The sequence below is a fragment of the Streptomyces sp. NRRL S-118 genome (assembly GCF_000716335.1).
GTDB lineage: Bacteria > Actinomycetota > Actinomycetes > Streptomycetales > Streptomycetaceae > Streptomyces.
The window spans coordinates 172,276-193,209 of record NZ_KL591006.1 but is presented as its reverse complement, the minus strand read 5'-3'; the positions used below and the strand labels follow the sequence as shown (position 1 = coordinate 193,209).

General features: G+C 73.5%; 19 protein-coding genes and 1 pseudogene. 11 read left to right on the top strand and 9 right to left on the bottom strand.

Annotation, left to right across the window (positions count from 1 at the left end; genetic code table 11):
• Positions 1-7 precede the first annotated feature (7 nt).
• Entirely contained in the window at positions 8-943 is a 936-nt protein-coding gene (locus IH00_RS0113720) for a hypothetical protein (RefSeq protein WP_031073206.1), read from the top strand.
• 391 nt (positions 944-1,334) lie between these two features.
• Positions 1,335-1,979: an HAD family hydrolase gene (locus tag IH00_RS0113715; RefSeq protein WP_031073205.1), complete on the top strand. Its 645-nt coding sequence runs from the start codon at positions 1,335-1,337 to the stop codon at positions 1,977-1,979.
• Here the strand turns inward: IH00_RS0113715 and IH00_RS0113710 are convergent.
• Positions 1,946-2,218: a hypothetical protein gene (locus IH00_RS0113710; protein ID WP_031073203.1), complete on the bottom strand. Its 273-nt coding sequence runs from the start codon at positions 2,216-2,218 to the stop codon at positions 1,946-1,948. The two genes, IH00_RS0113715 and IH00_RS0113710, sit on opposite strands and share 34 nt — an antisense overlap.
• Positions 2,219-2,414: 196 nt before the next feature.
• Here IH00_RS0113710 and IH00_RS45245 point away from each other — a divergent pair, with 196 nt between their 5' ends.
• A complete protein-coding gene (locus tag IH00_RS45245) occupies positions 2,415-2,798 on the top strand; it encodes a cold-shock protein (RefSeq protein WP_031073201.1) in 384 nt (127 codons plus the stop codon).
• Positions 2,799-2,890: 92 nt separating this feature from the next.
• Here the strand turns inward: IH00_RS45245 and IH00_RS0113700 are convergent, their stop codons facing one another.
• The 4 genes and pseudogenes from IH00_RS0113700 to IH00_RS0113685 form a co-directional block, all read right to left on the bottom strand.
• Entirely contained in the window at positions 2,891-3,769 is an 879-nt protein-coding gene (locus tag IH00_RS0113700) for a 1,4-dihydroxy-6-naphtoate synthase (RefSeq protein WP_031073199.1), read from the bottom strand.
• Positions 3,766-4,489: pseudogene (locus tag IH00_RS0113695) on the bottom strand (futalosine hydrolase). The gene IH00_RS0113700 and the pseudogene IH00_RS0113695 overlap by 4 nt, the downstream one beginning before the upstream one ends.
• On the bottom strand, positions 4,486-4,968 hold the full coding sequence (locus tag IH00_RS0113690; protein WP_031073194.1) for a hypothetical protein: 483 nt from the start codon (positions 4,966-4,968) through the stop codon (positions 4,486-4,488). Before IH00_RS0113690 ends, IH00_RS0113695 begins: the two are co-directional and overlap by 4 nt.
• Positions 4,969-4,995: 27 nt before the next feature.
• Positions 4,996-6,345 carry an MFS transporter gene (locus IH00_RS0113685; protein WP_031073192.1) on the bottom strand — a complete coding sequence of 450 codons (1,350 nt, stop codon included), beginning with the start codon at positions 6,343-6,345 and terminating at the stop codon, positions 4,996-4,998.
• 292 nt (positions 6,346-6,637) lie between these two features.
• On the opposite strand from IH00_RS0113685, the gene IH00_RS0113680 reads away from it, so the two are divergent.
• The 4 genes from IH00_RS0113680 to IH00_RS0113665 all read left to right on the top strand — a co-directional run bounded on the left by IH00_RS0113680 (position 6,638) and on the right by IH00_RS0113665 (position 12,623).
• Positions 6,638-7,561 carry a DUF3027 domain-containing protein gene (locus IH00_RS0113680; protein WP_031073190.1) on the top strand — a complete coding sequence of 308 codons (924 nt, stop codon included), beginning with the start codon at positions 6,638-6,640 and terminating at the stop codon, positions 7,559-7,561.
• 669 nt (positions 7,562-8,230) lie between these two features.
• Positions 8,231-11,347, top strand: a complete 3,117-nt coding sequence (locus IH00_RS0113675; protein WP_039946909.1) for a sacsin N-terminal ATP-binding-like domain-containing protein — start codon at positions 8,231-8,233, stop codon at positions 11,345-11,347.
• Between the two features lie 203 nt (positions 11,348-11,550).
• Complete coding sequence (locus tag IH00_RS0113670; protein WP_158827804.1) at positions 11,551-11,802, top strand: hypothetical protein; 252 nt, start codon at positions 11,551-11,553, stop codon at positions 11,800-11,802.
• Between the two features lie 32 nt (positions 11,803-11,834).
• Complete coding sequence (locus tag IH00_RS0113665) at positions 11,835-12,623, top strand: SAM-dependent methyltransferase (protein WP_031073184.1); 789 nt, start codon at positions 11,835-11,837, stop codon at positions 12,621-12,623.
• A gap of 64 nt (positions 12,624-12,687) precedes the next feature.
• On the opposite strand, the gene IH00_RS0113660 is transcribed toward IH00_RS0113665, so the two are convergent.
• Entirely contained in the window at positions 12,688-13,242 is a 555-nt protein-coding gene (locus IH00_RS0113660; protein ID WP_158827802.1) for a GNAT family N-acetyltransferase, read from the bottom strand.
• A 46-nt stretch (positions 13,243-13,288) separates the two neighbouring features.
• Between IH00_RS0113660 and IH00_RS0113655 the strand changes: the two genes are divergently transcribed.
• Positions 13,289-13,885, top strand: coding sequence for a methyltransferase family protein (locus IH00_RS0113655; RefSeq protein WP_052411374.1), 597 nt, complete (start codon positions 13,289-13,291; stop codon positions 13,883-13,885).
• Positions 13,886-14,047: 162 nt separating this feature from the next.
• On the opposite strand, the gene IH00_RS0113650 is transcribed toward IH00_RS0113655, so the two are convergent.
• Positions 14,048-16,540 carry an HAD-IC family P-type ATPase gene (locus IH00_RS0113650; RefSeq protein ID WP_031073176.1) on the bottom strand — a complete coding sequence of 831 codons (2,493 nt, stop codon included), beginning with the start codon at positions 16,538-16,540 and terminating at the stop codon, positions 14,048-14,050.
• 150 nt (positions 16,541-16,690) lie between these two features.
• On the bottom strand, positions 16,691-17,005 hold the full coding sequence (locus IH00_RS0113645) for a DUF2530 domain-containing protein (protein WP_052411373.1): 315 nt from the start codon (positions 17,003-17,005) through the stop codon (positions 16,691-16,693).
• A 191-nt stretch (positions 17,006-17,196) separates the two neighbouring features.
• Here IH00_RS0113645 and IH00_RS0113640 point away from each other — a divergent pair, with 191 nt between their 5' ends.
• The gene (locus IH00_RS0113640; RefSeq protein ID WP_031073172.1) at positions 17,197-18,648 is read left to right on the top strand and encodes an NCS2 family permease; all 1,452 of its coding nucleotides are present in this window, start codon (positions 17,197-17,199) and stop codon (positions 18,646-18,648) included.
• Positions 18,649-18,791: 143 nt separating this feature from the next.
• On the opposite strand, the gene IH00_RS0113635 is transcribed toward IH00_RS0113640, so the two are convergent.
• Positions 18,792-18,974, bottom strand: coding sequence for a hypothetical protein (locus tag IH00_RS0113635; protein WP_031073170.1), 183 nt, complete (start codon positions 18,972-18,974; stop codon positions 18,792-18,794).
• 112 nt (positions 18,975-19,086) lie between these two features.
• On the opposite strand from IH00_RS0113635, the gene IH00_RS0113630 reads away from it, so the two are divergent.
• The gene (locus IH00_RS0113630) at positions 19,087-19,530 is read left to right on the top strand and encodes a MarR family winged helix-turn-helix transcriptional regulator (RefSeq protein WP_031073168.1); all 444 of its coding nucleotides are present in this window, start codon (positions 19,087-19,089) and stop codon (positions 19,528-19,530) included.
• Positions 19,531-19,555: 25 nt separating this feature from the next.
• Positions 19,556-20,896: an MFS transporter gene (locus IH00_RS0113625; RefSeq protein WP_031073166.1), complete on the top strand. Its 1,341-nt coding sequence runs from the start codon at positions 19,556-19,558 to the stop codon at positions 20,894-20,896.
• The last annotated feature ends 38 nt before the right edge of the window (positions 20,897-20,934 follow it).

Below are 20,934 nucleotides of genomic sequence, written 5' to 3'. Positions count from 1 at the left end.
TCGGGACGTGGGGATCGAGAGCGACCAACTGGTCTTCGACTACCTGAGCCGGGTCGGCGACCTGGCCCAGCAGCAACAGCTGCCCTCCCAGGCGCGGATGAGGCTCGTCGCCTCGCTGCGCGGCGAGATCGAGCGGCGGCGCGGGAAGAGCGACAGCCCGGAATCGGTGCGGCGGATCCTGACGCGTCTCGGCACGCCGGACGAGGTGGTGTCGGCGGCCTCGTCGGGCGGCGGCCTGGCGGTGCCGTCGCAGCGGACGGCGGCGTCACCGGAGTCCCCGGCGGATGCCCCCGCCGCGCACCCCGTGGAGGCCGGCGGCAGCCCGCACCTGGCGGGCATGGACGAGGTCGGCTCCGGGGACTTCCAGCCGGACTGGTGGCGTGTCGAGGACGTGCCGGCGGGCTTCCACGGCGGCGTGGAGATCCCGGAGATGCTCAAGCCCCCTCCGAAGGAGGAGGCGAAGCCGGCGGAGGCCGGTCCTCCGGCGGACGCGGCCCCCGCCGGGGCGCGCCGCCTGCTGCGGCTCCGTCCGCGCCGCGGGCGCAAGGCCGCGGCGGAGGCGGCACCCGCGGCTCCGCCCGCGCCCCCGGCACCGGTGCGGTCCCGGGTGTCGCACCCGATGCTGCTGTTCGCGGCCGTGCTGCTGGTCGCCGGTGCCGTCCTCGGCTCCTGGCTGCCGCTCGCGGGCGGCTGGCTCCTCGCGTACGGCTCGCGCCGCCTCAGCCCCCGGGAGGCGAAGTGGGTGGTCATGGGTCTGCCGGGCCTGGTCGCGGCGGCCGCGGTGGTCTGGCTGTGGGGCCGGGCGGACGGCCGCTGGGGCGAGCCGCTCCCCGCGGGCGGCGGCGCCATGAGCGAGGCGCTGGCCGGAACCTGGCCCTGGGTCGTCCGCGGCGCGGCGGTGGCCTCGGCGCTCTACCTGGCCTGGCGCGCCCGCCGCTCCTGAGACACCCGCCCGGGAGGGGCGCCGGTCGCGGTGGCCCGGCGTGCCGCCCGGACCACCCGGGAGGGTCGCCGGTCACGCCCGGTGCCTTCCGCGCCGGACCGGCGCGTGAACCCCCCGGTCGCGCCGCCAGGCGTGCCCCCCGGTTCCGCCCGGACGATCCGCCACCGTCACCGGGCCGGGACGAGCCCGGCAGCCGGGCGGACGAGCCCGCCCCCGTCGCCGGGGCGGCGACCCGGACCCGGTGCGCAGAGTGGCCGGCCCATTTCGGGATCCCGGCAGCCGGGAGGGCGACCGCTGCCACCGCTGCCGGGGCGCGGGCCGAGGGCAGGGGTGCCCGACCGGAAGGCGTACCGGGGGTGGCCCGGAGTGGCCGGCGGGCACAATGGCGCCCATGGCCTCGTACGCGTCCGCCGCGCCCACCGTCGGCTTCGACCTCGACATGACCCTCATCGACTCGCGCCCCGGCATCCGTGCCGCCTTCCGCGCGCTCTCCGCCGAGACCGGTGTGCGGATCGACGCCGACCTGGTCGTCACCCGGCTCGGGCCGCCGCTCGAACAGGAGCTCGCGCACTGGTTCCCGGCGCACCGGATCCCGGAGATGGGCGACCGCTACCGCGAGATCTACCCCGCGTACGCGATCGAACCGACGCTCGCGATGCCCGGTGCGAGGGATGCGATTCAAGCCGTTCGCGCGGCGGGCGGCCGGGCCGTCGTCGTGACCGCCAAGCACGAGCCCAACGCCCGGCTGCACCTCGCCCACCTGGGCATGGAGCCCGACGCCGTGATCGGCTCGCTCTGGGCCGAGGCCAAGGCGGAGGCCCTGCACGAACACGGCGCGAGCGTGTACGTCGGCGACCACATCGGCGATGTGCGCGGCGCCCGCACGGCGGGTGCCCTCGCCGTCTCCGTACCGACGGGCCCGTGCGCCGCGGACGAGCTGCGGGCGGCCGGCGCCGATGTCGTGCTGGACGACCTGACAGCCTTTCCTGCCTGGTGGGACGCCTACCGGGCGTCGCCGGCGGCCGCCTTGGCCTGACGGCGCTGCGCCGCGATCGACCGCAGCACACCCGCGGCGGCGACGGCGAACCCGACGCCCATCAGCATGCACACGGCGTACGCGACCGGCGGGAACGGATCCGTGCCCAGGAACAGCGGGGCCACGGTGACGAGCGTGGCGACGGCGCCGATGACGAAGACGATCCCGCCGGCGCGGACGAGACCGTCACCTGGGGCGGAGCCGGCGGCGGCCCCGCCGGTGGGGGTTTCACTATGCATTCGGCCAGGGTAGTTCCCAGGCCGGAGGAACAGACCGGCGACGTCTTGTCACGAGCCCCTGGACCATTAGCCTTGCTGGGGGTACCCCCTGCTCGAGCAAAGCGAGAGCTTGGGGGGAGGGTCCGGGCGACCCGCTGCAGTGCCATCCAGAGCCGTTTTTCGGCGTCATACAACGAGTACGAGGACGAGGACAGACGTGCCTACCGGCAAGGTCAAGTGGTTCAACAGCGAGAAGGGCTTCGGCTTTCTCTCCCGCGACGACGGCGGCGACGTCTTCGTGCACTCGTCGGTGCTCCCTGCCGGGGTGGACGCCCTCAAGCCCGGCCAGCGCGTGGAGTTCGGCGTCGTCGCCGGCCAGCGCGGTGACCAGGCGCTGTCCGTGACGGTCCTCGACCCGACCCCCTCGGTGGCGGCGGCACAGCGCCGCAAGCCGGACGAGCTGGCGTCGATCGTGCAGGACCTGACGACCCTCCTGGAGAACATCACGCCCATGCTGGAGCGGGGCCGCTACCCCGACAAGGTCCACGGCAAGAAGATCGCGGGCTTGCTGCGGGCGGTCGCCGACCAACTGGACGTGTAGTCCGGGCCGGACACCGCTCCCCGTCCGGGAGTCGTCGCGGCCTGGGGCCGTCCCGGCCGGAAGGCGTCCCGGCCGGGGGGCGTCCGAAAACGTCACGGGAACGACAGCGCGTCGGGCTTCAGGGGCGGAACCAGCCCCTCGGCCGCCGCACGCGTCAGCAGCCCGCGCACCGCCGCGTAGCCGTCCTCCCCGAGGTCGGCCGTGAACTCGTTGACGTACAGGCCGATGTGCTGATCGGCCACCCCCGGGTCCATCTCCTGCGCGTGGGCGCGTACGTACCCGCGTGACGCCTCCGGGTCGTCCCACGCCTTCCGCACCGAGGCGCGGGCCGACTCGGCGAGCAGCTTCAGCGTGTCCGCGCCCAGGGAGCGCTTCGCGATGATCGCGCCGAGGGGGATCGGCAGGCCCGTCGTCGACTCCCAGTGCTCGCCCATGTCGGCGAGCCGGTGCAACCCGTAGTCCTGGTACGTGAAACGGGCCTCGTGGATGACGAGCCCCGCGTCGACCCTGCCGTCCCGCACCGCCGGCATGATCTCGTGGAACGGCAGCACCATGACCTCGCCGACGCCGCCCGGAACGACGTCCGCCGCCCACAGGCGGAAGAGGAGGTACGCGGTCGACCGCTCGCTCGGCACCGCGACCGTACGGCCCGTCAGGTCCAGGCCCGGCTCGCGGGTGAGGACCAGGGGGCCGCAGCCCCGGCCCAGCGCGCCGCCGCAGGGCAGCAGCGCGTACTCGTCCAGCACCCACGGCAGCGCGGCGTACGACACCTTCAGGACGTCCAGCTCGCCGCGCTCCGCCATGCCGTTCGTGACGTCGATGTCCGCGAAGGTCACGTCCAGCACGGGCGCGCCGGGCACCTCGCCGTGCGCCCAGGCGTGGAAGACGAACGTGTCGTTGGGGCACGGCGAGTACGCGATCCGCACCGGGCCGGGGACGGGGCTCGTGCTCGCGGACGTCTCGGACGTCATAGCTCCTCCAGGAAGACGGTGGTGCTGAGCAGCTGGACGGCGTACCGCAGCGAGTCCATCGCCTGCCCGATCCGCCAGGCGGCGCGGTCGCGCGGGCCCACCGTGTTGGAGACGGCGCGGATCTCGACAGCGGGCACACCGTGCGCGGCGGCCGCCTCCGCGACGCCGAAGCCCTCCATCGCCTCCGCGGCGGCCCGCGGGTGCCGGGCGCCGAGCTCGGCCGTACGGGCGGCGGTGCCGGTGACCGTCGACACCGTGAGGACCGGCGCGACGACGTGCCGCTGCCCGCCCTCGTGCAGGGCCTTCGCGATCCGGTCCGTCAGCGCGGGAGGCGGCAGGTGGACGGAGCGGCCGAAGCCGAGCTCCTCGACGGCGAGGTAGCCGTCGGGTGTGTCGGCCCCCAGGTCGGCGGCGATGATCGCGTCGGATACGACGACCGCCCCGAGGGGTGCGTGGGCGGCGAAACCACCGCCGATACCGGCCGACACGATCAGGTCGTACGGGTACGGCGACGAGGCCAGCGCGCCGGTGGTCGCCACGGCGGCGGCAGCGGGGCCGACACCGCCGACGACCACGTCGACCAGCCCGTCGGGGGAACCGGGCGCGGGCGCGGCACCGGGCCAGGGTACGGCGGGCGGGGCCCGCGTACCCGACGAGGCCGGCGGCGACGGCGTCCGCTTCGGCCGCCACCGCCGTCACCACCAGGACGCGCAGGGTCAGGACGCCTTCTTCAGCTCGAAGTGCCAGATGCCCGTCAGCTTCTTGCCGCTCGTCTCGACGATGCTGATCTGGGCCGTGTTCGACATCTCACCGGTCTGGCTCGACAGGAACGCGCTGGCCGGGATCGTCCGGTACGTCTTCTTGTACGGCTCCTGCTCGGCCTGCTGGCCGCCGATGAACAGCGTCCAGCCGTGCTCGGCGATCTCCGGGTCCACACCGAAGTGGATCTTGTCGTCGAGGGAGACCTCGATGGTCTTGCCGGACTTCGTGTCCAGGCACTTCTTGATCTCCGACTCCTTGATCGCCTCGCCGTCGTTGTAGCAGGTCGCTTCGGCGTTGACGGAGTCGGACCCGACCGTCACGGTCGCGAGCGGGGTCGGCTTGTCGCCGCAGGCGGAGAGTACGAGGAGTCCCGCGGAGACGGCACCCAGAGCGACGCCGGCCCGGCGGGCCTTACCGGAATTGAACGCAACGGTCATGGCTCGAAGGCTATACGCCGCCCGGCATCACGCCACGCGGGGGTGCGGCGTGCCGCCGCGCCGGGCCGCCGTGAGCAGGCCCCGGACCGTCAGCATCGCCCCGGTGGCCAGTATCGACGCCGCGACCCACATGCCCAGCGAGCCGTTCAGCGGCAGCGCGATCCCGATCGCCCCGCCCACCACCCACGCCATCTGCAGCAGCGTCTCGGAGCGGGCGAACGCCGAGGTGCGCACCACCTCCGGCACGTCCCGCTGGATCATCGCGTCCAGCGACAGCTTCGCCAGGGCCTGCGTCAGGCCGGCCACCGCGCCCAGGACCGCCACCGCGATCCCGCCGAAGAACAGCGCCGCGACGATCACCGCCGACAGCGCCAGCGCCAGCATCGTCACCACGATCAGTTCGGGCGCCCGTGACCGCAGCCACGCGCCGACCGCCGTACCGCAGGCGTTCCCGACCCCGGCGGCCACGCCGACGATGCCGAGCGAGACCGCCGCGCTCTGCCCGGGCAGCGGGTGCTCGCGCAGGAGGAAGGCGAGGAAGAAGATCAGGAACCCGGAGAGCGCCCGGTGCGCGGCGTTCGCCTGGAGGCCGTGCAGGACGGACGGCCCGACCGTGCGCAGGCTCGGCTTCTTCTCGCCGTGCGTCAGCATGTGCGCCTTGCGCTCACCCCGCGCCGAGTCCACTTTCGGTGGCATCGACAGCGCCAGGAGCGTTCCGCCGACGAAGAGCACGCACGCGCCGTACAACGGCCACTGCGGCCCGATGAGCTGCAGTCCGGCGCCGATGGGCGCGGCGGCGCCCGTGGCCAGCAGCCCTGCCAGGGTCACGCGCGAGTTCGCCTTCACGAGCGAGAAGCGGGGCGGCAGCAGCCGCGGCACGACGGCACTGCGGACGACGCCGTACGCCTTGGACGCGACGAGCACGCCGAGCGCCGCCGGGTACAGCTCCAGTCCGCCGGTGGCCACCGCCCCCGACAGGGCGACGGCGAGGAGCGCACGCGTGAGCATGGCACCCGCCATCGCGGCGCGCCGGCCGTGCGGGATGTGGTCCAGGAGCGGCCCGATGACGGGGGCGAGGAGCGTGAACGGGGCCATGGTGATCGCGAGGTAGAGCGCGACGCGGCCACGGGCCTCGTCCGTCGGCACGGAGAAGAACACCGTGGAGGCGAGCGCCACGGTGATCATCACGTCACCGGCGCCGTTGACGGCGTGCAGTTCGATCAGCTTGCCGAGGCCGGACTCGCCCGCGCCGTGCGCGTGCGTGGCACGGCGGATGCCCCGGGCCGGGCCGGTGATCGGCAGGTGCAGGACACGGCCGATCCGCCCGGCCGCCCTGCGGAGCGGCCCGGCGTCGTCGGACGACCTCGCGGCTGCCACCCCGTCATAGTGCCCCACGTGCCACTTCGATGAACCGCTGTGACGGCTACTTGGGGCGGGCAGGTGGGCGGCGGGCTGCGGAAGGGGTAGCGTGCGTAGCGCGCCACCGGCGGTAGTTCTCGGCCGCGCGCCTCTTCGGCATCCCGCAGAATGGATGACGATAGGTGTGCCCGGGAAACGGAAACGTCGGGCGCGGACGTCGATGCGGCCCTCTGGTCCGCTCCGCCCGCCGCCCGTACATCGCGACTCGGCCGGCGCATCTGTGAGACGGCGTAGGAGAGAAGCGAGACCTGTGAGTGCTGCGACGACGCGAAGCCGTACTGCGCGTACCCCCGCCCCCGACCGTCTGTGCGCCGAGGCGGTAGACCTCGCCCGGGAGGCGGCCGCGGAGGCCGCGGCGCCCGGTGTCGTCGGAGAGCACGTGGGGCTGGTCGCCGAGGGCGACCGGGTCGTCACGCACTTCTTCGAATGCCGGGAGTTCGGGTACCGGGGCTGGCGGTGGGCGGTCACCGTGGCCCGCGCGTCCCGCGCCAAGAACGTCACGCTCGACGAGGCCGTGCTGCTGCCGGGCCCCGACGCGCTCCTGGCACCCGAGTGGGTGCCGTGGAGCGAGCGGCTGCGGCCCGGGGACCTCGGGCCCGGCGACCTGCTGCCGACCGAGCAGGACGACCTGCGGCTGGAACCGGGGTACTCCGGCGAGGACGAGCCGCCGCCGAACTCCGCGGTCTCCGAGGACATGGCGGACCACCTGGACGCCGAGGACGCCGACCTCGTCTCCCGCACGCCTTCGCGCGGCGCCATCGCGGCGGTCGCCGAGGAGCTCGGCATGCGCCGGGCGCGGGTGCTGTCCCGGTACGGGCTCCACGTCGCGGCGGACCGCTGGGAGGAGTCCTTCGGGGCCAAGACCCCGATGGCGCAGGCGGCGCCCGCGTCGTGTGTGAGCTGCGCGTTCCTCGTGCCGCTGGCGGGTTCGCTGCGGCAGGCCTTCGGGGTGTGCGCGAACGAGTTCTCCCCGGCGGACGGCCGGGTGGTGTCGCTGGCGTACGGCTGCGGCGGTCACTCGGAGGCCGCGGTCATGCCGAAGCCGCCGCGTCCGGCGCCGCCGGTCCTCGACTCGATGGGCGCCGACGAGTTCCCGCTGCGTCCCGCCCGCGACCAGGGCTCGGTTCCTCCGACCTCCCCGGACGCGGCCTCCGAGGACCTGGGCCACAGCTGACGCTCCCCCCGCGCGGGGGTTCCCTCCGGGGCGGCACCGCGCCGGCGGGAGCCGCCCCAGGGCGTCTCGCGGGCGGCGCGTCCCGGGCGTAAGCCGCCCGCGCGCGCCGCGCCGCGCGCCGGGATGCGCGATTCCTGCCGCTTCGCGGCAGTAGGCGGGCTGCGCGGGGCTTCGCCCCGAGGCCGGGGCCGGCTGCTCGCTCGAAGGTGTTGGTGCGCCGGGGCGTGGCGTGCGCGAGTGTGTTTTCTGCCGCTTCGCAGCAAGCCCTGGGGCCGCCGGGGCTTCGCCCCGGATGCCGGACACCGGATGCCGGACACCGGACCCCGGACCCCGGACACCCGGACCCGAGGCGCTCCGCGCCCGGAGGCGTGATTCCCTGCCGCTTCGCGGCGGTATGCGGGCTGCGCGAGGGCTTCGCCCCCGCGAGCTGTGGGCCCCGGGCCCGGGGCGCTGCGCGCCCCGGGGTGTGATCCTTGCCGCTTCGCGGCGGTACGCGGGTCGGGGCTTCGGCCCTTCGGCCGCCGTGCGCCGGGCCCCGGGTGACGGCTGCGGGGACGGGCGGAGGCATGGTGGCGGGGAGCGCGGGGTGGGGGAAAAGGCTCCGGTGCGGCACGCGGTACCTTCGGGCGTCGTACAGGCAGAGCCGAGAGAGCGGAGCACGACGTGAGCGTGAGGGCTACGGCGACCGAGGGGGCGGCCGACCCGTTCGGGACCGCACGGCTGCGGCGCGGAGTGCTCGACGCGTGGGGCGCCGGACCCGCGCGGTTCCGGGAGGACGCGAACGCCGAGGAGGACCTGGCGCTCGGGGGCTACCGCGACCGGCTGGTCGTGGAGCTCGCGCAGAACGCCGCCGACGCCGCCGCCCGCGCCGGGGTCCCGGGACGCCTGCGGCTGACGCTGCACCCGGCGGAGGCGACGGGTGACGGCCGGGCCGTGCTCGCCGCCGCCAACACCGGCGCGCCCCTGGACGCCGCGGGCGTCGAGTCGTTGAGCACGCTGCGCGCCTCGGCCAAGCGGGAGGGCCACGAGGGCGCGGTCGGCCGCTTCGGCGTCGGCTTCGCCGCGGTGCTCGCGGTGAGCGACGAGCCGGCGGTCGTGGGCCGGCACGGCGGCGTCCGCTGGTCGCTGCGCGAGGCGCGGGAGATGGCCGCCGACGCCTCGCTGGGCAGCCCGGGCCTCGGTGACGAACTGCGCCGCCGTGAGGGCCACGTACCGCTGCTGCGGCTCCCGCTGCCCGCGGAGGGCACCGCTCCGGAGGGGTACGACACCGTCGTCATCCTGCCGTTGCGGGATGCCGCCGCCGAGGACCTGGTCGGGCGGCTGCTCGACGCCGTGGACGACGCGCTGCTGCTGACCCTGCCGGGGCTGAGCGAGATCGTCGTGGACGGGCCGAAGGGCACCCGGACGCTCGTGCGCCGCGAGCAGGACGGGTACGTGCACATCGAGGACAGCGGGAGCGGGACGCACCGCTGGCGGACGGTCAGCCGCGGTGGTGGCATCGACGCCGGTCTGCTGAAGGACCGGCCCGTCGAGGAGCGGCTGCGGCCGCACTGGTCGGTGACGTGGGCGGTGCCCGTGGACGGGGAGGGCGCGCCGGTCCGGCCGCGTACCGCGCCCGTCGTGCACGCCCCGACGCCCACGGACGAGCCGCTGGGCATCCCGGCGCTGCTGATCGCGACGTTCCCGCTGGACACCACCCGCAGGCACCCGGCGCCGGGGCCGCTGACCGACTTCCTGGTGGAGCGCGCGGCCGACGCGTACGCCGAACTGCTCGCGGACTGGCGGCCGGTGACGGCCGGCACGATCGATCTCGTGCCGGGCCCGCTCGGCAAGGGTGTCCTGGACGGGGCGATCCGCGGCGCCGTCCTGGAGCGGCTGCCGCGGGTGGCGTTCCTGGCTCCCGCGGCCGAGCCGTCCGGGGACGAGGAGCCGCACGCCCTGCGGCCGTTCGAGGCGGAGGTCGTCGAGGGGGCGGGCGCCGACACCGTGCGCGTGCTGGCGGAGGTCCTGCCGACGTTGCTGCCCGCCGGTCTGGAGCGCCGCACCGAGCTGCGCGCGCTGGGTGTGGCGCGGTTGTCGCTGGGGGAGGCGATCGACCGGCTCGCGGGCGCGGAGCGGGCGCCGGAGTGGTGGTACCGGCTGTACGACTCGCTCGCGGGGGTGGATCCGGACCGGCTGACCGGTCTGCCGGTGCCGCTGGCCGGCGGCCGGACCGCGATCGGGCCGCGCCAGGTGCTGCTGCCGTTGCCGGACACGCCGGCGGAGCTGTCCCGCCTGGGCCTGAAGGTGGCGCATCCGGATGCCGCGCACCCGGTGCTGGAGAAGCTGGGCGCCCTCCCGGCGACGCCGCGGGCGGTCCTGACGACCCCGCAGGTGCGGGCGGCGGTGGCGGCGTCGCTGGATGCCGAGGACGTGTGGGACGACGACGCCCCGGACGCGGAGGAGCTCGCCGACACGGTGCTGGCGCTGGTGCGCGACGCCGGTCTGGAGCCGGGTGACGAGCCGTGGCTGGGTGCGCTGGCGCTGCCCGACGAGGACGGCGAGCCGGCGCCGGCCGCGGAACTGGTCCTGCCGGGCAGCCCGTTCGCCGCAGTGATGCGCGAGGGCGAACTGGCCCTGGTGGACGCGGAGACGGCCGAGCGCTGGGGCGAGCAGCCGCTGGCGGCCTGCGGGGTGCTCGCCGGCTTCGCTCTCGTACGGGCCACGGACGTCGTCCTCGACCCGGACGAACTGGAGCCGCGCGACGGGGACTTCCCCGAGCCGGACGACGTGGGCGTGCTCGACGCCGTCGACGTGTGGTGCGAGGACGTCCTGGACCGGTTGCCCGACACACCGGTGCCGCCGGTCGCGACGGAGATCGTCGCGGTGCGGGACCTGGAGCTGGTGGACGACGACGCCTGGCCGCGGGCGCTCGCGCTGCTCGCGCAGCCGCCGCTGCGGGACGCGCTCACCCAGCCGGTACGGATCCTGATGCCCGACGGCACGACCGAGACGGTCCGCTCGTACACGGCCTGGTGGCTGCGCGGTCATCCGGTGCTGGACGGCCGCCGCCCGGCCGGTCTGCGTGCCGCGGGCGCCGATCCGCTGCTGGAGGGCCTGTACGACCCGGCGGACACGACGGGGTTCGCGGACGCACAGGTGCTGCGGGCGCTGGGCGTGCGGACGTCGGTCGCCGCGCTGCTGGACGAGCCGGGCGGGGCGGCCGAGCTGCTGGCGCGGCTCGCGGATCCGGAGCGGGAGGTGACGGCCGCGCAGTTGCACGGCCTGTACACCGCGCTCGCCGACCTGGACCCGGAGCAGGTGACGCTGCCGGACGAGTTGCGCGCGGTCGTCGACGGCGAGGTGCGGGTGGTGGACGCGGCGGACGCGCTGGTCGCCGACGCGCCTGACCTGCTGCCGCTCACCGCGGGCCGTCCGCTGCTGCCGGTGGCGCCGGCGCGGGCGGCGGACCTGGCGGAGCTGTTCCAGGTGCCGCGGCTGAGCGAGGAGGTCGACGCCGAGGTCACCACGGACGGGGAGGAGCACGACGTACCGGAGTCCGTGCACGCCCTGCTCGGTCCCGCGACGCCCGCCACGTACGTGGAGCACGAGGAGCTGCGGGCCGGGGGCGTCGAGCTGGACTGGCGGCGCACCCCGGACGGCACGCTGCACGCGGCGACGCTGGAGGGCGTGGCGGCGGGTCTGGCGTGGGCGGCGGGCCAGTGGCCGCGCCGCTTCGAGGTGGCGGCGCTGCTGGAGGACCCGTCGCGTACGGAGGAGCTGGCCCGGGACCGCTGGTTCGACTGAAGGGCCCGGTCGGTCGGTCCGGAGCCGCGGGCGCGGGCGCGGCACCGGGCCGCGCGAGCCCCTGCGCGACGGGCCGTCATGTGCTGGCCGTGGCTCCGGGACGAACTTCACTCGTAGATGCGGTTTACATCCTTAATGGCCCACTTCGCTCCTGATCTGTGGTGCTCTGGTAAGCGTTCCATCCCCCACGAGAAGGAGCGAACATGCCTGCCGCAGTAGTCGACTTCATGGAAGAACTGGTCACCCAGCCACGCCGGCAGCACGCCTACCGCCGCTCGGCGGAGGCGTACGTCGCCGACAGCGCCCTGACCGCCTCGGAACGCGAGGCGGTCGTCTCCGGCGACGTGGACCGCATGCGCGCCGTGCTGGCGGAGCACAGCGGGGTCAAGGAAGAGTGCCACGCGGTGCTCGTCGTCATCATCTTCGACCCCGACGAGGTTCCGTCCGGCGCGTGATCCAGCAAACGCACGAGGGAGTCGGTGGTCCGATGCAGGAAACCACGGGCAATGCGCAACTCGTCGTCGTGGGGACCGGCTTCCGGGCCATCGGCGACCTCACCGTCGAAGCACGGGCCTGTCTGGAACAGGCCGACAAGGTGCTGTGCCTGATCGGGGACCCTCTGGTCACCCGTCATATCGAGAAGCTGAACGCCTCGGTCGAGACGCTCGACGTCCACTACGCCGTCGGCAAGCCGCGTTCCGCCTCGTACGAGGACATGGTCGAACACATCATGTCCGAGCTGCACCGCGACCAGTTCGTCTGCGTGGCCCTGTACGGGCACCCCGGGGTGTTCGCCTACACCGGGCACGAAGCGATCCGGAGGGCGCGCGAGGAGGGCATCGCGGCGCGGATGCTGCCGGCGTGCTCGGCGGAGGACTGGCTCTTCGCCGACCTGGGCCTGGACCCGGGAGAGCGGGGGTGCCAGAGCTTCGAGGCGACCGATTTCCTGATCCGCCACCGCGTCTTCGATCCCACCGGCCTCCTGATCCTGTGGCAGGTAGGTGTGATCGGCATGATCGACCGCGATCCCGGGTACGACGCGCGTCCCGGCGTCACGACTCTGACCGACGCCCTGGTCGCCTCCTACGGTTCCGGTCACCCGGTCACGGTCTACGAGGCTTCGCCGTACGTGACGGCGGAGCCGCGCACGACGACCGTTCCCCTGGCCGAGCTCCCCGACACCCCACTGTCGGCGGCCTCCACGCTGGTGGTGCCGCCCCTGCCGCCGCGGCCCGTCGACCGGGAGCTGCTGGCCCGCCTCGCCGCCCGCCGTTGACGGGCGAGGGACACGTGCCGGGCGTCGCCGGGCGCCCGGCGTGTGCCGGGCGCCGGCGACGCTCTCAGTCAGCCACCAGTGCCGGCGCGGCATCGCCGCGCACCACGGCCAGCACCTCGATGTCGCGCCAGCCGCCCCCGCGCCAGACCGCACCGCGGGCCGTGCCCTCATAGACCATCCCCGCCTGCTCGGCGCAGAGGCGCGCGGCCTTGTTGCCGGCCTCCACATGCGCCTCGATGCGGTGGGCCTGGGTGTGCGCGAAGAGGTAGTCCACGAGTGCGCGGCCCGCCTTCGACATCACGCCGCGCCCACGTGCCTCCGGCAGGAGGTAGGCCCCGACGTTCCAGCACTGCGACACCCCGTTGTAGGCCACCGGGCGCCAGGTCACCGCGCCCACGGCCGTGTCCTCCCGTACCACGGCCAGCATGCTGATCTCCGGTGACAGCAGCCGGTTCGCCTCCCACTGCTGGCGGAGCGTCGATGTGTGGCCGGACCACCCGGTCCACGCGTACTGGCCCATCACCTCGGGGTCGTTCAGCGCCCGGTCCAGCATCGCGAGTTCGCTGTCCTGGAAAGGACGGAAGGGAACACCACTCCCCATGCCCGGTACCTCGCTCATCTCTCGCCTCACCCTTCGGAAATCCTCACCGGAGCCGGTGTCCGGAGTGTCGAAAGCCGCCCTCGTCTGGACCCTGGCGGGCGCCACGGCGGCGCTGGAGTACGGACTCGAAGCCAGGTGGGCGCTGCGCCGGCGGCGCACGGACCGCCGCCGCCCGCCCCAGCCGCTCGCCGCGGACCGGCGCAGCACGTACGTCCTGTTCGGTGCCATCGCCCTCGGTGAGGCCGGCGCGGCGGTCCTGCTGCGCCGCGCCCCCTCCGCACGGATGACCGGGGACCGGGCGACCAGCACGCTGATCGCCCTGCCCGGTGTCTGGGCCGGGATGGCGCTGCGCCACTGGGCGGTGGCCACCCTGGGCGAGTACTTCCGCGGCACCGTCGACGTCCGCCCCGGCCAGCCGGTGATCCGCACCGGCCCCTACCGCCACCTGCGGCACCCCTCCTACGCCGGAGGACTGCTCATGGTCGCCTGTGCAGGGTTCGCCCTGGACCATCCCCGGGCCCACCTCGTGTTCTTCGGCTGCACCCTGGCCGGGATGCTCCACCGCATCCGTGCCGAGGACGTCGTCCTCATCTCGGCGCTGGGCCCCCGCTACGCGGAGTACGCCGCCCGCACCGCACGTCTCGTCCCCGGTGTGTGGTGAACCGTCGGACCCGGGGAGGGAGCGGGGTGCGGAGCTCATGACCGGTTACCTGGGCCGCACGACCGCCCCTCATGCGACGGCAGGACGCACACCGCCCGATGGAGTGAACGGACGCGTCGACGCGTTCTCCTGGCGGTCGCCGGGCTCTGTTCCGCGCCGGGCCTATGCGGCCGCCGGGCTCTGTTCGGCCGCCGGCACCTTCCGCGCCACCCACCGCCACGCCAGCTCCAGCACCGCCGCGCCCACGGCGGCGATGGCGACGGCGGTCCACGGCATCGTCGTGCCCACCAGCCGCAGCGCGAAGAAGTCCTGGAGCCAGGGCACGACGAGGACGACCAGGAACGCCCCGCCCATGACCGCGACCAGTGCGATGCGCCACCAGGTGTAGGGGCGGGCGATGATCGCCAGGACCCAGAGGGAGACCAGGAACAGCGTCAGGGTCGCCGCGCTGGTCTCGGCCGCGAGGGCGCCGGGCCCGCTGTAGTGGTGGGCGGCCAGCAGGTACGTGGTGAAGGTCGCCGCCGCGGCGATGATCCCGCCGGGGACCGCGTACCGCATGACGCGGCGGACGAAGTGCGGCTTGGCGCGCTCCTTGTTGGGCGCGAGCGCCAGGAAGAAGGCCGGGACGCCGATGGTCAGCGTGGAGAGCAGGGTCAGGTGCCGGGGCAGGAAGGGGTACTCCATCCCGAAGCACACCACGAGAATCGCCAGCAGCACCGAGTAGACCGTCTTGGTCAGGAACAGGGTGGCGACGCGGGTGATGTTGCCGATGACGCGGCGTCCCTCGGCGACCACCGACGGCAGGGTCGCGAAGCTGTTGTTGAGCAGCACGATCTGGGCGACGGCTTTCGTCGCCTCCGATCCGGACCCCATGGACACGCCGATGTCGGCGTCCTTGAGCGCCAGGACGTCGTTGACGCCGTCGCCGGTCATGGCGACGGTGTGCCCGTGCGCCTGCAGCGCGCCGACCATGTCGCGTTTCTGCTGCGGGGTGACGCGCCCGAAGACGGCCCCCTGGTCGAGGACCGCCGCCATCTCGTCGCGGTCGGCGGGCAGGCGGCGGGCGTCGACGGTCCGGTCGGCGCCCGGCAGGCCGAGCTTGCTCGCCACCGCGCCGACCGAGACGGCGTTGTCGCCGGAGAGGACCTTGGCGTCGACGTTCTGGTCGGCGAAGTAGGCGAGCGTGTCGGCGGCGTCGGGCCGCAGGCGCTGCTCCAGGACGACGAGCGCGGTGGCGCGGGCGTTCCCGGCGGCGTCCGGGTCGTCCAGCTCGCCGCGGACGCGGGAGAGCAGCAGCACGCGCAGGCCCCGCTGGTTCAGGTCCTCGATCTCGTCGAGGACCGGGTCGCCGTCCGGGAGGAGCACGTCGGGCGCTCCCAGCAGCCAGGTGCTGCTCTGCCCGTCGCCCTCGCTGAAGGTGGCGCCGCTGTACTTGCGCGCCGACGAGAACGGCAGTGCCTGTGTGCACCGCCAGTCGCCGCCGTCGGGGTAGGTGTCGATGATCGCCTGGAGGGAGGCGTTGGGCCGCGGGTCGGATTCGCCGAGCGCGCCCAGCACGGTGCGCACGTACGTCTCGTCGGCCCCGTCGAGGGTGCGCAGCTCGGTGACGTCCATGCCGCCCTCGGTGAGGGTGCCGGTCTTGTCGAGGCAGACGACGTCGACGCGGGCGAGGCCCTCGATGGCGGGCAGCTCCTGCACCAGGCACTGCTTGCGGCCGAGCCGGATGACGCCGATGGCGAAGGCGACGGACGTCAGCAGGACCAGCCCTTCGGGGATCATCGGCACGATCCCGCCGACCGTGCGGGCGACGGACCGTTTGAAGTCGGTGTCCTTGACGACGAGCTGGCTGATGATGAGCGCGATCGACGTCGGCACCATCATCCACGTCACGTACTTGAGGATCATGGAGATGCCGGACCGCAGCTCGGAGTGGACGAGCGTGAAGCGGGACGCCTCCTCGGCGAGCTGCGCGGCGTACGCCTCGCGCCCCACTTTCGTGGCGGTGAACGCGCCGGTGCCCGCGACGACGAAGCTGCCGGACATGACCTGGTCGCCACGTTTCTTCACGACGGGATCGGCCTCGCCGGTGAGCAGCGACTCGTCGACCTCCAGGCTGTCGGACTCGGCGACCTCGCCGTCCACGACGACCTTGTCGCCGGGGCCGAGTTCGATGCAGTCGCCGAGGACGATCTCCGAGGTGTGGACCTCGGCCGCGGTGCCGTCGCGGCGGACCGTGGGTTTCGTCTCGCCGATGACGGCGAGCCCGTCGAGGGTCTTCTTGGCGCGCAGCTCCTGGATGATGCCGATGCCGGTGTTGGCGACGATGACGAACCCGAACAGGCTGTCCTGGATCGGCGCGACGATCAGCATGATCACCCACAGGACGCCGATGATGGCGTTGAAGCGGGTGAAGACGTTGCCGCGGATGATGTCGACGGCGGAGCGGGAGCTGCGGACGGGTACGTCGTTGACCTCGCCGCGTGCGACCCGTTCGGCCACCTCGGCCGCGGTCAGCCCGCCGGGCCGGTGCTGGAGGGGCGGCGGTACGGGGTGGACGGGGTCGAGCTCGGCCCCGGCGTCGATGAGCGGCCCGCCCCGGCCGCCGCCGCCCGGCGGCTCGGGCCCATCGGTGTCGATCTTCGCCCGCTGCGTCATGTCTCCGACGGTACGACCCGGAGCGCGGGCGCACCCGGTGAGCGGCGGGAAGATCCGACCAGAGGAGGACGTGGACCGTCCCTGCGTCGTACGGGCGCCCCCGGGGGTGTCCCGTCGATCATGCCGGGCGCGGTCCCGCCGGCCCCCCGGTCAGTGGTGCGCGGTGTCCGGGTGCTCGTCCGGCTGCTTGTCCGGCTGCTCGTCCGGGCCGGCCGCGGCCCCGGCACGGGCGCGCTCGATCGCGGCCTCGCGCTTGCGGACGTACCAGATGCCGATCAGCCCGAGGCCGCCGCCGGCGAGGCAGGTCCACACCCACCAGGTGAGGTCGCGGTCGGCGAACCAGCCGTAGAAGGGGACCTGCACGAGGAAGAGCACGAACCAGATGATCGTGCCGCCGGTGATCGTGGCGACGACGGGCCCCTCCAGGGGCTCGGGTGCCTCGTGCTTGGGGGTCCACTTCGCCATGCGGCGAGTCTATGCCGGACGTGCCGGTGGTCTCCCGGGCCCCGGTCGCCCGGCTATCTACGCGCGGAGATACCGATCTTCGCATGATGCGTTCATACTGAAACGTCTTGTGCCTGACCGGTTTCTTTCGTGTGAATGAACGAAAATGACAGGTCGCGCCCCCATCCCACCCCCGCACCCTGAGGTTTCGCATGCCCTCCTCGGTCACCGCCGTGGACCCCGGCACCACGCCGCCGTCCCCGCAGCAGCCGATCAGCGGCCTGGACCGCTTCTTCAAGATCTCCGAGCGCGGCTCCACGGTCGCCCGGGAGGTACGCGGCGGATTCGCGACCTTCTTCGCGATGGCCTACATCATCGTGCTGAATCCGATCATCCTCGGCAGCGCCAAGGACATGTACGGTCACCAGCTCGACAGCGGCCAGCTCGTCACCGCGACCGTCCTCACCGCCGCCTTCACGACGCTCCTCATGGGTGTCATCGGCAACGTCCCCATCGCCCTCGCCGCGGGCCTGGGCGTCAACACGGTGGTCGCCCTCCAGCTCGCGCCGCGCATGTCGTGGCCCGACGCCATGGGCATGGTGGTGCTCGCCGGCTTCGTCGTGATGCTCCTCGTCGCGTCCGGCCTGCGCGAGCGGGTGATGAACGCCGTGCCCGTCGGCCTGCGCAAGGGCATCGCCATCGGCATCGGCCTGTTCATCATGCTGATCGGCCTGGTGGACTCGGGCTTCGTCTCCCGCATCCCGGACGCCGCCCACACCACCGTCCCGCTCCAGCTCGGCGCCGACGGCCACCTCACCGGCTGGCCGGTCCTGATCTTCGCCCTGGGTGTCCTGCTCACCCTCGCGCTGATCATCCGCAAGGTGCCCGGCGCCATCCTCATCTCGATCGTCGTCATGACGGTCGTCGCGATGGCCGTCAACGCGGTGGCCACCGTCCCGTCCTGGGGCCTGACCACCCCGGAGTGGCCCGGCAACCCGGTCGCCACCCCCGACTTCGGGCTCGTCGGCCAGGTCAGCCTCTTCGGCGGCTTCGAGAAGGTGGGCCTGCTCACCGGCTGCCTCTTCGTCTTCACCGTGCTGCTGTCCTGCTTCTTCGACGCGATGGGCACCATCCTCGGCGTGGGTGACGAGGCCAAGCTGATGGACAAGGACGGCAACTTCCCCGGCATCAACAAGGTGCTCCTGGTCGACGGCCTCGCCGTCGCCTCCGGCGGCGCCACCTCGTCCTCCGCCACCACCTGCTTCGTGGAGTCCACGGCGGGTGTCGGCGAGGGCGCGCGCACCGGTCTGGCGTCCGTCGTCACGGGCGGGCTGTTCTCGGTGGCGCTGTTCCTCACGCCGCTCGCGACGATGGTGCCCTCCCAGGCGGCCACGCCCGCGCTGCTCGCGGTCGGCTTCCTGATCCTGGCCGGCTCCGTCAGGGACATCGACTGGAGCGACTTCACCATCGCCGTGCCCGCGTTCCTCGCGATGGTGATGATGCCGTTCACGTACTCGATCACCAACGGCATCGGCATCGGCTTCATCGCCTTCAGCGTCCTGCGGCTGGCGGCCGGGCGGGGCCGCGAGGTGCCGGTGGCGATGTACGTCGTCTCGGCGGTCTTCGTCTTCTACTACGCGATGCCCGCGCTCGGGCTGACCTGAGCCGAACGGCGGCCCTGAGCCGAGCGTGCCGGGCCGGTCCGCGCCGAGTGCGCCGGGCCGGCCCGCGCCGTCAGGGGCGCCGGACCGCCTGCGCCGCGCGCGTCAGGGGCGCCGGGTACGCCGGACCGCCTGCGCCGCGCGCGTCAGGTGAGGCCGTAGAACCTCTCCGTCTCGTCGACCGCCGCCTCGAAGCGCTGGTCGAAATCCTCGCGAATGAGCGTCCGGACCACATAGTCCTGGACGCTCATTCCGCTTCTCGCCGCATGCTGCCTGACCCGGTCGAGCAGCTCCCCGTCCATCCGCAGGCTGAGCACTGTCGATGCCATGCGGGTCAGGGTGACCGGGCCCCGGTGCCGTGCGCGGGGCTTTCCCCGCATCTCTCACCCCTTCGGGTGAAGCGCTGGTCTTTAGTCAGGGTAATGAGTTACGCTAAAGAACATGCCTGACCTCTCCCACGGCGACCCGGCTGACGCAGCCGCCGTGAATGCGCTCCGCTCGGCCGTCATGCGGCTGGGCCGACGCCTGAAGCACCAGCGCGTCGACGAATCGCTGAGTCCGACCGAGATGTCGGTCCTCGGCACCCTCGCCACCTGCGGCTCCGCCACCCCCGGTGAGCTGGCCCGCAAGGAGCACGTCCAGCCGCCCTCGATGACCCGCATCGTGGCGCTGCTCGAAGCCAAGGGACTGGTCCGGCTGGAGCCGCACCCCGACGACCGCCGGCAGAAGGTGGTCAGCCGGACCGAGACGGCCGAGGTCATGCTGGAGGAGTCCCGCCGCAAGCGGAACGCCTGGCTGGCCTCGCTCGCCGAAGGTCTGGACGAGGAGGAGTGGGCCAAGCTGCGTGCCGCGGCTCCCGTGCTGGAGAAGCTCGCGCACCTGTAAGCACACGAGGAGGAGGGGAACCCTTTTGAGTACGGGAAACGGAGCAGACTCCGCACCCGCACGCATATCCGATACCACTGACACCACCACCGACACGTCGACCTTCGCCTCCCTGAAGGTCCGCAACTACCGGCTGTTCTTCACCGGCGCCATCGTGTCCAACACGGGCACCTGGATGGCCCGCATCACCCAGGACTGGCTGGTCCTCAGCCTCACCGGTTCCGCCGCCGCCGTCGGCATCACCACGGCGCTGCAGTTCCTGCCGATGCTGCTCTTCGCCCTGTACGGCGGGGTGATCGCCGACCGTTACCCCAAGCGGCGCCTGCTGCTCCTCAGCCAGGGAGCGCTCGGCCTGTGCGGCCTGGCCCTCGCCGTCCTCACGCTCTCCGGGCACGTCCAGGTCTGGCACGTGTACCTGATCGCGTTCCTGCTGGGCATGGTCACGGTCGTCGACAATCCGGCCCGCCAGTCCTTCGTCTCCGAGATGGTCGGCCCCGCGCAGCTGCGCAACGCCGTCAGCCTGAACTCCGCGAACTTCCAGTCGGCGCGGCTCGTCGGCCCCGCGGCCGCGGGTCTGCTGATCGCCTCGGTCGGCAGCGGCTGGGCCTTCCTCGTCAACGGCCTGTCCTTCCTCGCGCCGGTGGCCGCCCTGCTGATGATGCGCACGAGCGAGCTGCACCGGGTCGACCGCGCCCCGCGCGGCAAGGGGCAGCTGCGGGAGGGCCTGCGGTACGTCGCCGGGCGTCCGGAGCTGATCTGGCCGATCACCCTCGTCGGGTTCATCGGCACCTTCGGCTTCAACTTCCCGATCTGGCTGACCGCCTTCGCGGACGACGTCTTCCACGTCGGCCCGGGGGCGTACGGCTTCCTCAACACCCTGATGGCCGTCGGCTCGCTCGTCGGCGCGCTGCTCTCCGCCCGCCGCGGCACGTCGCGGCTGCGGATGCTGGTCGGCGCGGCGGTGGCCTTCGGCGTCCTGGAGATCGCCGCGGCGTTCTCCCCGGCGTTCTGGCTGTTCGCCCTGCTGCTGGTGCCCATCGGCATGCTCGGCCTGACGGTGAACGTGACCGCGAACTCGTCGGTCCAGATGGCGACGGACCCGGTGATGCGGGGCCGTGTGATGAGCCTGTACATGATGGTGTTCGTCGGCGGTACGCCGCTGGGCGCGCCCCTCGTCGGCTGGATCACCGACACGTACGGCGCGCGCGTGGGCTTCGCCGCCGGTGGCGCGGTCTCGCTGGCCGCGGCGGTGCTGATCGGCCTGGTGCTGGCCCGGGTGGGCGGGCTGCGCCTGCGCGTGGACCTGCGCCGCGGGCACCCGCACGTGCGGTTCGTGCCGCGCGAGCAGCTCACCACGGCCGCGTAGCCGGTGACGGGGGCCGGTGGGGCGGCCGGCCGTGCCAG

What these genes read in the sequence shown, in the direction of transcription:
- IH00_RS0113640 (WP_031073172.1), top strand. Translation starts at nt 17,197, where the DNA reads ATGCCCTCCTCGGTCACCGCCGTGGACCCCGGCACCACGCCGCCGTCC.
- IH00_RS0113700 (WP_031073199.1), bottom strand. Translation starts at nt 3,769, where the DNA reads ATGACGTCCGAGACGTCCGCGAGCACGAGCCCCGTCCCCGGCCCGGTG.
- IH00_RS0113715 (WP_031073205.1), top strand. Translation starts at nt 1,335, where the DNA reads ATGGCCTCGTACGCGTCCGCCGCGCCCACCGTCGGCTTCGACCTCGAC.
- IH00_RS0113670 (WP_158827804.1), top strand. Translation starts at nt 11,551, where the DNA reads ATGCCTGCCGCAGTAGTCGACTTCATGGAAGAACTGGTCACCCAGCCA.
- IH00_RS0113690 (WP_031073194.1), bottom strand. Translation starts at nt 4,968, where the DNA reads ATGACCGTTGCGTTCAATTCCGGTAAGGCCCGCCGGGCCGGCGTCGCT.
- IH00_RS0113665 (WP_031073184.1), top strand. Translation starts at nt 11,835, where the DNA reads ATGCAGGAAACCACGGGCAATGCGCAACTCGTCGTCGTGGGGACCGGC.
- IH00_RS0113645 (WP_052411373.1), bottom strand. Translation starts at nt 17,005, where the DNA reads ATGGCGAAGTGGACCCCCAAGCACGAGGCACCCGAGCCCCTGGAGGGG.
- IH00_RS0113630 (WP_031073168.1), top strand. Translation starts at nt 19,087, where the DNA reads ATGCCTGACCTCTCCCACGGCGACCCGGCTGACGCAGCCGCCGTGAAT.
- IH00_RS0113660 (WP_158827802.1), bottom strand. Translation starts at nt 13,242, where the DNA reads ATGAGCGAGGTACCGGGCATGGGGAGTGGTGTTCCCTTCCGTCCTTTC.
- IH00_RS0113710 (WP_031073203.1), bottom strand. Translation starts at nt 2,218, where the DNA reads ATGCATAGTGAAACCCCCACCGGCGGGGCCGCCGCCGGCTCCGCCCCA.
- IH00_RS0113650 (WP_031073176.1), bottom strand. Translation starts at nt 16,540, where the DNA reads ATGACGCAGCGGGCGAAGATCGACACCGATGGGCCCGAGCCGCCGGGC.
- IH00_RS0113635 (WP_031073170.1), bottom strand. Translation starts at nt 18,974, where the DNA reads ATGGCATCGACAGTGCTCAGCCTGCGGATGGACGGGGAGCTGCTCGAC.